Origin of the sequence: Serpentinicella sp. ANB-PHB4 (genome assembly GCF_031432315.1) — a bacterium.
Classification (GTDB): Bacteria; Bacillota; Clostridia; order Peptostreptococcales; family Natronincolaceae; genus Serpentinicella.
This window is the reverse complement of the sequence record NZ_JAVKGO010000003.1, coordinates 35,946-49,007: the sequence shown is the minus strand read 5'-3', so window position 1 is coordinate 49,007 and position 13,062 is coordinate 35,946. Positions and strand designations below refer to the sequence as shown.

Sequence of the window (13,062 nt, the reverse complement as noted above, 5' to 3'; positions counted from 1 at the left end):
TTTAACATAAATGTATTTATGTAATTATATCATTGTTTTTGAGAATTTGGTATAAAAATTGTCAGATAACTTGTTCTTTATAAAAGTTCCTCTAGCATTTCTTGGCATATTTCATCAATGCTCTTACAATCAGTGTTTATTGTAATATCTGCTGATTGTCTATAATATGCCTTTCTATCGTCCAACTTTTTTTGTATTTCTTCTAAATTTGGGGATTCACTTAATAAAGGTCTATCATTATTTTTATCTACTCGGGCTTTAATCGTATCTGCTGTTGCCTCTAGTAAAATTATTCTTCCTTTTTCTTTTAATATTTCAACGTTCTCTTGGTCGATCACTACGCCACCACCGCAGGATATTACTTTGTTTTTATCTTGGCTTACATCTTTTATAACCATTTTTTCTAACCTTCTAAAATAAGCTTCTCCATGGGTATTAAAAATTTCTTTTATAGACATGTTTTCTCTTTCTTCTATTAATCTATCTGTATCTATAAAATCCAAAGATAATAACTTAGCGATATGTTGTCCAACAGAGGATTTACCTGTACCCATAAATCCAACTAGCACGATGTTATATGGAAATAATTTTTCTCCTTGCAGGGCTCTACTTTTCGTAAATATCTCATTGAAAATTGCCTGAATAAGTCCAGATAATTTTTTATCTGCTAACTGATCTGTTGCCAATTTCATTACTTCTTTTTCTCTATTTGGGTGATAAATAGGCAACTTATTTTCCTTTTTAATTTCCGCTACGCCAATTGCTAAGTGCATTCTTTTTTCTATTAAATTAACTAGCTGGGAATCTATTTGTGAAATTTCTTTTCTTATTTCATCTAACGCCTTCAATATTACACCTCATCCCATTCTATCTCTTCTTTTGAGAGTAACAATTCTTTTACTTTTCCTTTATCACAAGGTAAAATAAAGGATATTTTATCCTTTAGATTTTTTTTATCGTGGGCCATAATTTCTATCAGCTTCTCCTTACTATACTCAGATATATCCAAGTTAATATTGGTTTTATTTATAGCAGTGGTTATATCAATAAAATAGCTTTTATCAATTAAATTCATGTTTAGTGCCATCTTCGCTTCATAAAACATACCTATTAATACAGCTTCACCATGGGTATATTTTTTATAATTTGTTATGGCTTCTAGTGCATGTCCTATGGTATGTCCAAAGTTGAGTATTTTTCTTAAACCTTCTTCTCTTTCATCCTTTGATATAATATAGGCTTTGATTTCACAACATTTTTTAATAACATACCTCATGGTATCATGATCTAGCTTCATTATCTTATCGTAATTTTCTACAATATAATTAAGGAAGGGGTGATCATATATTACGCCATATTTAATGACCTCACCAATCCCACTAATTAACTCTTTTCTATCTAAAGTATTCAGTACGTTTAATTCAATGATCACACTTTTAGGCTGGCTATAGGTTCCGACAATATTTTTTGCTTGGGGCATATTTACGCCAGTTTTTCCACCCACACTACTATCTATTTGTGCTAATAGGGTAGTCGGAATTTGTACCCATTCCATACCTCGCATATATATAGATGCACAAAAGCCGGCGATATCTCCTACTACACCGCCACCTAAGGCAATTAACTTTGACTTTCTTGTCATTTTATTCTCAAGCATATAAGAAATAATTTCAGTAACTGTACTAATGGTTTTAGATGCTTCACCGGGCTTGATCACATACTTTTGTACTGTTTTTCCCTTTAGCGCATCCATCACTGATCTGCCATAAAGTTTATCCACATTTTCATCTGTTATAATGATCCATCTATCACCGTGGCCTATATTTTTAACAATTCCATCTATTAAATTGTCGGTTATATTTATCCAATAACTTTTTCTTCCTAAATTGATGTACAGTCTATCCATCTTTTCTTAATCTCCTTTATGTGATCTCCACCAAATTTTTCAAGAAACGTTTGGGCAATAACTGTCATAGCAACCATTTCTCCTACTATAGATGCTGCTGGTACAGCACAAGTGTCACTTCTTTCTATTGATGCAGTTACGGATTCTTTCGTCTCTATATCAACTGTGTTCAAAGGCTGATAAAGGGTTGGTATTGGCTTCATAGCACATCTGATAATAATGTTTTCACCATTTGACATGCCCCCTTCTATCCCTCCTGCTCTATTCGTCTCCCTATAATAGCCTCTTTCACTATTGTAGAACACCTCATCATGAACATCTGAACCTGACAAACAGGCATTTTCAAACCCATATCCTATCTCAACACCTTTTATGCCCTGTATGCTCATTAATGCATAGCTTAGTTTAGCATCTAATTTTCTATCCCAATGGACATAGCTTCCTAAACCAACAGGTACACCTGTAATATGTATTTCAAAAATTCCACCAAGGGAATTACCCTTTTCTTTTGCGAGGTTAATTTCATGAATCATTTCCTTTTCAATATCTTTATCTATGCATCTTACTTCTGATCGGTCTGCATTTTTTATTGTGTCGACATCATAAACAGGGTCATCTAAATTAGCCCTACCTAAAGCAACAACGTGACTATATACTTTAATATTAAATACTTCCATCAACTGTTTTGCAATACTTCCTACAGCCACTCTTGTTGCAGTTTCTCTAGCACTACTACGTTCTAAAACGTTCCTTACATCAGTAAAATTGTATTTTACAGATCCGCTAATGTCTGCATGACCTGGTCTACCCTGGGTTACTTTTTTAGTTATCTCATCCACGTCTACTGGATTCATAAAACTTTCCCAGTTTTCATAGTCCTTATTTTTAATTGTAAAGGCAATAGGACTTCCTAGGGTTTTTCCACCTCTAATACCAGATAGTATTTCTATTTTATCTTTTTCTATCTTCATTCGTCCGCCTCTACCATAACCTTTTTGTCTTCGGGCTAAGTCCATATTAATTTTTTCAATGTCAATTTCAAAATTTGATGGACACCCTTCTATAATCCCTGTTAAACACTTCCCGTGGGATTCACCTGCAGTTAACAGCCTTAACATATATATCACCTGCTTATCATTTTATTTTATAAATTTGGTCCAATTGGATAAGAACCGAGTATTTTAAAAGTTTTTGTTTTGTCTTGAATGCTATTAAATATAGAAGCAATTTCCGTTTCTGATGCATGTCCTAATAAATCAATATAAAATAAATATTTTCCAATCTCCATTTTTGCAGGGCGAGACTCTATTCTCGTTAAATTTATATTTTTATCTGCAAATAACTTCAGAATTTCAAATAGGCCCCCGGGACGATCATCATATAGCGAAAAAATAATGGATGTTTTATCCTGCCCTGTTGGTAATTTTTCTTCTTTTCCCAGTACAATAAAACGAGTCTGATTCAGTGCATTGTCCTGTAAATTTATTTGTATCTGATTTAATTGATAAATTTCTCCTGCAAATTGATTAGCAATAGCGCTATAATCAGCACCATTTTCTTTTGCAAGCAAACAAGCTTTTGATGTACTCTCACATGGGATCAGCTTTGCATATGGTACCTTAGTTTTTAGAAACTCTCTACACTGCTCTAGAGCTTGAGGGTGGGATAATACATATTTTATATTCTTAATATTTTCCGCTGTACTTAACAATGTGTGTTTAATAGATATGGTCATTTCACTAATAATCTTACAATCTTTCATATTAATTAAGGCATCCATTACGGGTGTAACGGCCCCTTCTGTTGAGTTTTCAATTGGTAGCACGCCTATATCTATTTTCTCTGTCTCAAGGGCTTCAAAAATTTCGTAAAAGGAAGCTAAACCTATTAATTCTGTTTTATGATCTAAATGCTTAGCTACCAGATGGCTATATGATCCCGATGGTCCTAAGTATCCTACTTTCTTCAAAATTTTCACCCTCTACTTTACAATTTCCTTTAATATTTTTTCAAAATTAGGGAAAGATACATTTATACACTCACTCCCGTTAATTGTTACAGTATCCTCTGAAAAAAGACCTGCAATTGCCATTGACATAGCTATACGATGATCTCCATAGCTTTCAACAGTGGCACCGGTAATTTTGTTGTTTCCTTTTATTTCCATTCCATCTTCTAATTCTTTAACTTCTATTCCTAATTTCTTCATCTCCGTTACCATTGTCGAAATACGATTTGATTCCTTCACTTTTAATTCCTCAGCTCCCGTAATGGTTGTAATCCCATCTGCAACTGCAGCAATTACAGCTAAGATTGGTATTTCATCAATTAATCTTGGAATAATATCTGCTGTTATAGTAGTACCATGTAGTTTACTTCCGATTATTCTTATGTTTCCAACTGTTTCCCCACCATTATCCTTAATATCTTCAATATCAATTTTAGCTCCCATATCTTTCAGCACTGCGATAATACCATCTCTAGTAGGATTTATACCTACGTTTTCAATAATAAGTTCAGAACCTGGCATTGCTGCAGCAGCAGCTATAAAAAATGCTGCGGAAGAAATATCCCCTGGAATATGTACATTCTGTCCAGTTAAATCCGAAGGTTTAACCGTTACAAATTCCGATGTTTCTTCCAGGTTTCCGCCAAAGTATTTTAGCATTCGCTCCGTATGATCTCTTGATTTTATACTTTCGTAAACAGTCGTTTCTCCTTGGGCGTAAAGTCCTGCCAGTAGTACAGCTGATTTTACCTGTGCACTCGATACTGGAGATATATATTTAATACCATTTAGGTCCACTCCTTTAATGATTAAGGGAGCTAACCTACCTCCTTGACGCCCTTCTATTTGTGCACCCATTTTTCTTAAAGGGATTGCAATACGGTCCATGGGCCTTTTTCTCAGTGATGCGTCACCGGTTATAACTGATGTAAAAGACTGACCAGATAATATACCACTCATTAGTCTCATTGTCGTTCCAGAATTTCCTGCATCTAATATATCCTCTGGTTCTTTTAAACCGTAGTGTCCTCTACCATTGACTTCTACAATGTTTTCTTTTATATCAATGGTTATACCCATTTTTCTAAAACAATTAATCGTACTTAAACAGTCATCACCCATTAAGAAATTTTGAATTTTACTTTTCCCTTTACTTATACTACCAATCATAATTGCTCTATGAGATATTGATTTATCACCGGGAACAGATATCTTTCCATTGACCTTATCTACTTTTGTTGTTCTAAGCATTTTCATTATCCTCTCTCATATAAGTTAATTTGTAGTTGGATTCCTTTAACACCCTATGGGCCTTTTGCAGTTGATGTAATCCTTCAAAGCTTACTTTTATGGCTCCTTGTGTATCTGCTCTTGCATGAACAATCTCAATATCCTTTATATTTATATTATGTTGGCCAAGTAATTTAGTAAGTTCTCCAAGAACACCGGGCTTGTCTTCTACGCCTATGTGCATCTCATATAATGGAGGTATGTAATCTTTTCTATATTTAGGGATACAATCCCGAATAAACTTTGCCCGTTCTAATAGATCACTAATTTTTTCTTCTTCCCCATCTAACAACAACTGTTTCACTTCAGTTAATTGATTCATACAGTCATCTATCCCTTTCATTAATTCTTGCTTGTTTCCCATAAAAATTGCTTTCCACATTTCTGGATTCCCTGCAGCAATTCTTGTCGTATCTCTAAATCCTCCTCCAACAAAGGGTAAACATGACATCCCTTTATCCATATCTATAAGATTAGATAAAATAACAGCAAGTAAATGGGGTGTATGGCTAATGCGGGCAACAATTTTATCGTGTTTTTCTGCATCAGTAATTACTGGATACGCACCCAGCTTTGAAATGAGTTCTTTCATAGTAGAAAGTGTTTTTTCTGATATATCATCTGCTGGCGTTAAAAAGTAATAAGCATTTTCAAAAAGAAATGGATTTCCTGCATTGAACCCGGATCTTTCTGATCCTGCCATTGGATGGCCACCTATAAATTGTGTACTTTTAGGTAAAAATGTTTGGGCTAATTGCTGTACATAGCCTTTTACGCTGCCTACATCAGTAATAATTATATGCTTATCCTTTTCAATAAGTGGACCTAGTTCAAGAAATAAAGGCTTATAATGATTAATTGGTGTTGCAATAAATAATAAGTCTGATTTATCAACTAAATCTTGCATGCTGGTTACTGCCTCATCTATTATTTCCATCTCTTTTGCAGTCTTTATATAATCATTATTTACATCCATTCCTATTATGTCGCCACAAAAATCTGAATTTTTTAATGCCATAGCTATGGATCCACCTATTAAACCCATACCTACTATACCGATCGCTTTTATATTTTTCATAAATAGTTCTCCTTACTTGCCATTGTATTTCCGCTTTTTTACATACTTTAACCGATGCATTTTTATATGTCAAGCATATATACTTTATTTTATTTGAATTTACTAAAATTTCTGAAAATATCATTGACATACACACTCTTTTAATATATACTTTATAAAAATCTTATCTTACAAAAAGGTGATCTACATGTTAAAGAATCTTGGAAAAAACATTCAAATAAATAGCTATTATTTTAACTTTTACTGGGGCTTTTTTAGCGCTGGTTACTTTACATTGAAAAATAATAGTTCTTTCTTTCTAAGAAACTTAACGCCTATACTTCATTCCTATTAACTTAATTTATATTTTAGGATAAAAGAGGACTCTTAGAAAAAAGAGTCCTCTTTTTTTATTTTAAATTATTTAAGGAAATTATCACTTTCCTTATTTATAAATTTTCAAAAATTATATAAAATACTTTAAGGAGGTAATATTATGGTAATTGTAATGAAAGCAAATGCACCAAATGAAGTAATCGAGAGGATAGAGAAAAAAATGACTGATTTAGGGTGTCAAGTACATAGGTCAGAGGGGGCTAATTACTGTCTTTTAGGCTTGGTCGGTGATACTAGCCGTTTTACTGAAAGTCAAATATTAGCAAACGAATTTGTTGATCGTGTTATTCGGGTACAACAGCCCTTTAAATTAGCGGGAAGAATGTTCCATCCAGAGGATACAATAATAAAGATAGGAAATGTAGAAGTCGGCCAGAACACACCTTGTGTTATAGCAGGACCTTGTTCCGTTGAAAATGAAGAACAACTATTGACGATTGCAAAGGCTGTAAAATCTAGTGGTGCAACCATGTTAAGGGGAGGCGCATTTAAACCTAGAACTTCTCCATATAGTTTCCAAGGTCTAGGTGAGGAAGGCTTAAAATTATTACAAAAAGCAAAGGAGGAAACTGGATTACCAATTGTCACTGAGGTGATGGATACAGATACTTTTGATCTAGTAGAATCTTATGCTGATGTGCTACAAATAGGCGCTAGAAATATGCAAAATTTCCCATTGTTAAAGCGGGCTGGACGAAGTAAAAAGCCAATTATACTTAAAAGAGGATTAAGTGCAACAATCGAAGAGTTTTTAATGTCTGCGGAGTATATTATGTCTGAAGGGAATAGTCAAGTTATTTTATGCGAAAGGGGTATTCGAACCTTTGAAACCCATACTCGTAATACATTAGATTTAAGTGCAGTGCCTGCCATTAAAGAGTTAAGTCATTTGCCTATTATCGTTGACCCAAGTCATGCTTGTGGTAAATGGGCACTGGTAGAACCCCTTGCAAAGGCAGCTATAGCTGTTGGGGCACACGGTCTTATGATTGAAGTTCATCATGAACCTGAGCAAGCATTATCCGATGGATCTCAATCTTTAAAACCTAAACGTTTTGACCACATGATGAAAGCAATAAATGAAATTTCAAAGGTAGTAAACTAATATTAGTAGGGCGATCATATTCGCCCTACTAGTAAAATGCATTATTCATTTTTATCTTCTATTCCATAACTTTTTAATTTTCTATATAATGTCATCCTCGGTATCCCGAGTTTGTTGGCTGTTTTTGCTTTATTATATTTACAAGATTTAAGTGTATCTAAAATAATGTTTTTTTCAACATTATACAACGTCTCCTTCAAACTCCCAACTTCGTCTTGGGCGTAATCTTTCTTATTATTTAAGTTAGATACGCTTTTATGCGCCATAACATACTTAGGGACATCGGATCTACTTACTTCATTATTTTCCGCGTTTACAGTCATTCTCTCGACGATATTTTTTAGTTCACGTACATTACCCGGCCATTCATAAGCTTGCAGCAATTCTACAACTTTTTTAGGGAATTTTTTGTACAATCCAAACTCTTGAAACATAAGGGTAGTAAAGTGGTTAATTAGTAAGGGAATATCTTCAGGTGTTTCTCTTAATCCTGGTATCTCTAAATTTAAGACATTCAGACGATAATATAAGTCTGATCTGAATTTTCCTTCTGTAATCGCATTTTCTAATTTGGCATTTGTGGCAGCAATAACTCTAATATCTAAAGGTATGTTTTTGCTATCACCAATTCTTCTAACTTCCTTTTCTTGTAAAACTCTTAATATTTTCGCTTGGGTATTTAAAGGCATTTCACCAATCTCATCTAGAAATATAGTTCCTCCATTTGCAAGTTCAAATTTACCTTGTTGCCCAGTTTTTTTTGCCCCTGTAAATGCCCCTTGGGAATAGCCAAAAAGTTCTGACTCCAATAAAGATTCTGGGATCGCAGCACAGTTAACAGTAATAAAAGGTCCTTGGTTTCGTTTGCTTTCTTGATGAATAGAATGAGCAAATAATTCTTTTCCGACACCACTTTCTCCAGTGATTAGTACTGTCATATCTGTAGCACTATAATTTTTTGCACGACGTTTACACTGCTTTTTTAATTCTGAAGCAGTTAAAATGTGATCAAAATTATATTTAGCTTTATAAATATCTTTCGCTCTACTAATTTTGATTGTTTCTAACTCTTTAAGTTTGTCTGTTTCAATTGCTTGTTTATAAAAATAACTTAGATCATCAATTAATATAATCCCAACGCCACCAATTATTTTATCTTCATAAAATATTGGTATTCTATGAACAATCACTTCTCTGCCATCTTTAAACTTATGCCGTTGTCCCAGTTCTGCTTTTCCTGTTTTTATAACAACTGGAAGGCGAACAGTCGGGTCAATATCAGCAATACGTTTTTGATGTATATCTTCTAAATCTATATTAAGAAACTCAAGAAAAGCTTTATTTATAGCGATAACTCGTCCGTCTGCGTCAACAAAGTTGATTGGAACAGGTAGCTGATCAAATAGAAGTCTTGTCATTGACGCAAATATTGAAGATATATTTTCTTCATTGAGTTGTGTTTTATCAAGAACCATTTGGAAGACCTCCTTTCACAATATAGAATTACATTATCATAGTATTGTATTCAAGTAAACTTTAATATATTTTAAAACACCTACTGCACATTCCTTATAAAAGGCTACTTTTTCTTCTACAGCAATGTCCTTTCGTTTTATATGCAGTAAAAAAACTTTCTTACTATATAAAAAACACCTAATAACAATGTTATTAGGTGCCTTTATAAAATACGCTAATTATTTATTGGCTTGAGATTTTTTAAGTTTACGCATCGCTTGTAATTTATACACTCCACCCATAATACCGGATGGCATAAACATTACGATTGCTACGTAAATTGATCCAATAAAAATCATTGGGAATCTTAAAAGTCTGAAATCTGAGTACTCTCTTGCTAAGTTTAGTAATAGGTTTTGTAAATATGTTACAAGCCCACTACCAATTATAGCACCGTATAATGTTCCTGTTCCTCCAACTAATGTCATTAGTAGGGCATCTAAGGTAGTTTGAATACTTAGATAGTCAGTTCCTGCAAAACGTACTACAATTGAGAAGAATACACCTGCAAGTCCTGATGCTACTGCTGATACTAAGAATGCAATTGTTTTATAATGGTCTGTGTTATAACCTAAGAACTTTGCTCTTTGATCATTTTCACGAATTGCCATTAAAACTCTTCCAGTTGGTGACATAACGAATTGTCTTAACACTAGTGTCATCACAATTAAGAATACAAAGGTAAATAGGTATAGCCCTATTAATTTATCTCTTCCACCAAGTCTTATTGACGCGGAGGTAAAGTTTATTGCTAAGCTTGATGCTCTTAAACTAAGTCCATCTTGTCCACCAGTAACAGTATACCATCTTTCAGCTAAGTTTCTTACAATCTCAGCTAAAGCAAGGGTAATCATGGCACCTGGTACAACGCCACCGGTAAGCAATACAATCTTACTGTATAAGAATCCGACTAAAAGACAAAATACAGTTGCGCCAAGTAGTGCTACAATAAAGTGTAGCATATCCGCTTCTCTTCTTAAAGCAAGTACACCAATGTATACTCCTGACCCGAAGAAAGAAGCCTGGCCTAAGTTAATAATCCCTGTATAACCCCTTAGGATATCATAACTCATACCGTATACACCAAGAATAAATATACGACAAACTAATACTATCGTTGTGTTTCCTATAAAGAATGGAAGTGCAACAAAAGTTGCAATTAAAGCTAATAATGCTCCTATTTGAACAGGCGACATTTTTTTACTTCCGATCATATCTGCTGCGTTTACTTTAACTTTTGCTTTCCCCATTAGTTATTCACCGCCATTCCGAATAAACCATTAGGTTTAAATACTAATACTAATGCCATAACTAAAACGTTTGCAACAACCGATAGTGCAGGCACAAATAATGAAATAACTACTGTCATTAGTCCAATAAACACACTACCAAAAGCTGAACCTAAGAAGCTTCCCAGTCCGCCTACAACGATAACGATAAAGGCAAGAATCTGATTGTTCATTCCAGCAGTTGAAGTAACAGCACCAACGAATGGCATGTATAATGCTCCACCTAGTGCAGCAAGTCCTGCTCCAACAGCAAAGATATACGTAAAGTATCTTCTTATGTTAATACCGATAGCCTTAACATGTTCTGGACTTTGAAGACCAGCACGGATAACCATACCAATTCTTGATTTTGTAATAATTCTATGAATTATTAAAGCGACAGCTAATCCAACAAGTATTACAAAAATGTTGTAATGCACAATGGTTCCACCCCATAGTCTTGTTGTTCCGTTTAAGAAGTTAGGAGGTACAATTTGAATCCCCTCTGTACCAAAGAAAAATCTTGCAACATCTGTGAAAATAACTTGTAGCCCTAATGTAACAAGAATTTGTGCAGGAGCATTATTATAAACTTTGTTTATAAATAATTTCTCAAAAATCATACCTATAAAAAATACAATTGCTACAGCAATGATAAGCGCTGCTAAAAATATTAATAAATCTAAGTGAAATGGTAGAGCTTGACCGCTCGGAAGAGCTATTCTATCAACCCTTACAACAGATCCGCCCCATTGTCCTATTGCATATGCATCTGGAAATCTGGCTTGTGCAACCCTGTTCCATATTACATAGTAGGCCCATACATAGGAGTATCCACCCCAAAGGAACAGTGTTCCATGGGCAAAGTTAATAACTCCCATCATACCAAGGATAATGGATAGTCCAGAGGCCATTAGGAAAATAAGCGCCCCTTGTGCAAGTCCATTAATTAATAATGTTAATATAGCACCCATAAAATCCTCCTTTATATCTATCTAGAGATTCTATATTTAAAAACTAAACGAATTTAATAAATTAAATTCCAAGATGTGCTGCTTGTAATTCTTTGTCTTTTACTAAATCTTCTACTTGTCCATTTGCAACGGTTTGTCCTTCACTTACAATATAGTATCGCTCCCCCACCGCACTTGCTAATGCAAAGTTCTGCTCTACTAATACAACCGTTGTATGCTTTTTGATTTCTTGTAAAGCTAGTGCAACTCTTTCGATAACTACAGGTGCAAGTCCCTTACTCGGCTCATCTATAAGAATAGCTTTGTTTTCGTTAACTAAAGATCTTCCAATTGATAACATCTGACGTTGTCCACCACTTAGGGTCTTAGACAATCTTTTGTATGCTATCTTTAAGTCAGGAAATAGGTCTAATACATAATCTAGTCTATCTTTACTTTCACCGTCTTCTTTAAGCATGGCTAATCGTAAGTTCTCTTCTACTGTTAGCATGTTAAATGTACCATAATCCTCTGGTACTAAGGCAATACCTTCTTTTATAATATCATAGGTTGGCATACCTACGATTGACTTGCCATCAAAAGTAATTGATCCGCTACGGGTATTTACTAGTCCTACAATCGTTTTTAATAGTGTTGTTTTACCAGCACCGTTTCTCCCTAATATAACAACTGCTTCACCTTGCTTAATATCAACTGATGCACCGTGTAGAATGGTGTATGGTCCGATATATGATACTACGTCCTCAACCTTTAGAAGCGAATGTGGCTTCTGCATCGATTACGCCTCCTCCCAAGTAAGCTGCTAGAACCTCTGGATTTTTAGAAACTGTGTCTGGGTCTCCATCAGCAATTAGCGCGCCATTAACTAATATTGATAACCTATCTGATAGCATTTTAACCATGTCCATCTTATGCTCAATTAGAACAATAGTTGTCCCAGCTGTATGGGTTTTCTTTAAAATGTCTATCATTGCTGGTACTTCCTCGATAGCCATACCTGCAGTAGGCTCATCTAATAGTAGTACTTCAGGATCTAGTGCTAATACCATACCTAACTCAAGTTTTCTTTGCTCACCATGAGTAAGGTTTGATGCTAACTCATCTTTTTTATTGTGTAAAAGCACACGTTCTAGAATTTCTTCCGTTTTCTCGTTTACTTTAGAGAATTTATTGTGGTTTGTAAATATTTTAAAACCAACTTTTTCGTATGACTGCGCTGCTAGTCTAACATTTTCATAAGCTGTTAGTGTTGGAAATACATTTGTAAGTTGGAAGGATCTACCCATACCTAAGGATACTCTTTCAATAGGGGACAGACTTGTTACGTCTGTCCCCTTGAAAAAGATCTTTCCTGTAGTTGGGGTAAGGAGTCCACTTACTAAATTAAAGAATGTTGTTTTCCCAGCACCGTTAGGCCCAAGTATCGTTGTAAACTTGCCTTTTTCGATTCCAATAGTAACATCGTTTACTGCTTTATGGGCACCAAAAGCGATGCCTAGGTTTTCAGTCCTTAAAATTATCTCTGACATTTCTTACATCCTCT

The 13,062-nt window shown here is 34.5% G+C and carries 12 protein-coding genes; 1 reads left to right on the top strand and 11 read right to left on the bottom strand.

Translation table 11 applies throughout. The features are described from left to right. Nucleotides 1-77 precede the first annotated feature (77 nt). Genes RH915_RS03840 through RH915_RS03815 form a run of 6 tightly spaced genes read right to left on the bottom strand, consistent with a single transcriptional unit; the run spans nucleotide 78 to nucleotide 6,282 of the window. The gene (locus tag RH915_RS03840) at nucleotides 78-848 is read right to left on the bottom strand and encodes a chorismate mutase (protein WP_310478005.1); all 771 of its coding nucleotides are present in this window, start codon (nucleotides 846-848) and stop codon (nucleotides 78-80) included. Between the two features lie 2 nt (nucleotides 849-850). Further along, a complete protein-coding gene (aroB, locus tag RH915_RS03835) occupies nucleotides 851-1,906 on the bottom strand; it encodes a 3-dehydroquinate synthase (RefSeq protein ID WP_310478003.1) in 1,056 nt (351 codons plus the stop codon). Beyond that, nucleotides 1,882-3,024, bottom strand: coding sequence for a chorismate synthase (gene aroC / locus RH915_RS03830; protein WP_310478000.1), 1,143 nt, complete (start codon nucleotides 3,022-3,024; stop codon nucleotides 1,882-1,884). Before aroC ends, aroB begins: the two co-directional genes overlap by 25 nt. A gap of 26 nt (nucleotides 3,025-3,050) precedes the next feature. Further along, nucleotides 3,051-3,875 (bottom strand): prephenate dehydratase, encoded by an 825-nt coding sequence (gene pheA / locus RH915_RS03825; protein ID WP_310477999.1) that lies wholly within the window; start codon nucleotides 3,873-3,875, stop codon nucleotides 3,051-3,053. A gap of 12 nt (nucleotides 3,876-3,887) precedes the next feature. After that, nucleotides 3,888-5,165: a 3-phosphoshikimate 1-carboxyvinyltransferase gene (gene aroA, locus RH915_RS03820; RefSeq protein ID WP_310477998.1), complete on the bottom strand. Its 1,278-nt coding sequence runs from the start codon at nucleotides 5,163-5,165 to the stop codon at nucleotides 3,888-3,890. Next, complete coding sequence (locus RH915_RS03815; protein WP_310477997.1) at nucleotides 5,158-6,282, bottom strand: prephenate dehydrogenase; 1,125 nt, start codon at nucleotides 6,280-6,282, stop codon at nucleotides 5,158-5,160. The genes aroA and RH915_RS03815 overlap by 8 nt, the downstream gene beginning before the upstream one ends. A 475-nt stretch (nucleotides 6,283-6,757) precedes the next feature. On the opposite strand from RH915_RS03815, the gene aroF reads away from it, so the two are divergent. Beyond that, nucleotides 6,758-7,762, top strand: a complete 1,005-nt coding sequence (gene aroF / locus RH915_RS03810; RefSeq protein ID WP_310477996.1) for a 3-deoxy-7-phosphoheptulonate synthase — start codon at nucleotides 6,758-6,760, stop codon at nucleotides 7,760-7,762. 41 nt (nucleotides 7,763-7,803) lie between these two features. On the opposite strand, the gene RH915_RS03805 is transcribed toward aroF, so the two are convergent. The 5 genes from RH915_RS03805 to RH915_RS03785 form a co-directional block, all read right to left on the bottom strand. Then, the gene (locus RH915_RS03805) at nucleotides 7,804-9,237 is read right to left on the bottom strand and encodes a sigma-54 interaction domain-containing protein (protein WP_310477993.1); all 1,434 of its coding nucleotides are present in this window, start codon (nucleotides 9,235-9,237) and stop codon (nucleotides 7,804-7,806) included. A gap of 219 nt (nucleotides 9,238-9,456) precedes the next feature. Then, nucleotides 9,457-10,527 (bottom strand): branched-chain amino acid ABC transporter permease, encoded by a 1,071-nt coding sequence (locus RH915_RS03800; RefSeq protein WP_310477991.1) that lies wholly within the window; start codon nucleotides 10,525-10,527, stop codon nucleotides 9,457-9,459. After that, the gene (locus tag RH915_RS03795; protein ID WP_310477989.1) at nucleotides 10,527-11,519 is read right to left on the bottom strand and encodes a branched-chain amino acid ABC transporter permease; all 993 of its coding nucleotides are present in this window, start codon (nucleotides 11,517-11,519) and stop codon (nucleotides 10,527-10,529) included. The genes RH915_RS03800 and RH915_RS03795 overlap by 1 nt, the downstream gene beginning before the upstream one ends. 61 nt (nucleotides 11,520-11,580) lie before the next feature. Next, nucleotides 11,581-12,294: an ABC transporter ATP-binding protein gene (locus RH915_RS03790; protein WP_310477988.1), complete on the bottom strand. Its 714-nt coding sequence runs from the start codon at nucleotides 12,292-12,294 to the stop codon at nucleotides 11,581-11,583. Beyond that, the gene (locus RH915_RS03785; RefSeq protein ID WP_310477987.1) at nucleotides 12,263-13,048 is read right to left on the bottom strand and encodes an ABC transporter ATP-binding protein; all 786 of its coding nucleotides are present in this window, start codon (nucleotides 13,046-13,048) and stop codon (nucleotides 12,263-12,265) included. Before RH915_RS03785 ends, RH915_RS03790 begins: the two co-directional genes overlap by 32 nt. Nucleotides 13,049-13,062: the final 14 nt, after the last annotated feature.

What these genes read in the sequence shown, in the direction of transcription:
- aroB (WP_310478003.1), bottom strand. Translation starts at nt 1,906, where the DNA reads ATGGATAGACTGTACATCAATTTAGGAAGAAAAAGTTATTGGATAAAT.
- aroC (WP_310478000.1), bottom strand. Translation starts at nt 3,024, where the DNA reads ATGTTAAGGCTGTTAACTGCAGGTGAATCCCACGGGAAGTGTTTAACA.
- RH915_RS03790 (WP_310477988.1), bottom strand. Translation starts at nt 12,294, where the DNA reads ATGCAGAAGCCACATTCGCTTCTAAAGGTTGAGGACGTAGTATCATAT.
- RH915_RS03815 (WP_310477997.1), bottom strand. Translation starts at nt 6,282, where the DNA reads ATGAAAAATATAAAAGCGATCGGTATAGTAGGTATGGGTTTAATAGGT.
- RH915_RS03800 (WP_310477991.1), bottom strand. Translation starts at nt 10,527, where the DNA reads ATGGGGAAAGCAAAAGTTAAAGTAAACGCAGCAGATATGATCGGAAGT.
- RH915_RS03805 (WP_310477993.1), bottom strand. Translation starts at nt 9,237, where the DNA reads ATGGTTCTTGATAAAACACAACTCAATGAAGAAAATATATCTTCAATA.
- aroA (WP_310477998.1), bottom strand. Translation starts at nt 5,165, where the DNA reads ATGCTTAGAACAACAAAAGTAGATAAGGTCAATGGAAAGATATCTGTT.
- RH915_RS03795 (WP_310477989.1), bottom strand. Translation starts at nt 11,519, where the DNA reads ATGGGTGCTATATTAACATTATTAATTAATGGACTTGCACAAGGGGCG.
- aroF (WP_310477996.1), top strand. Translation starts at nt 6,758, where the DNA reads ATGGTAATTGTAATGAAAGCAAATGCACCAAATGAAGTAATCGAGAGG.
- RH915_RS03785 (WP_310477987.1), bottom strand. Translation starts at nt 13,048, where the DNA reads ATGTCAGAGATAATTTTAAGGACTGAAAACCTAGGCATCGCTTTTGGT.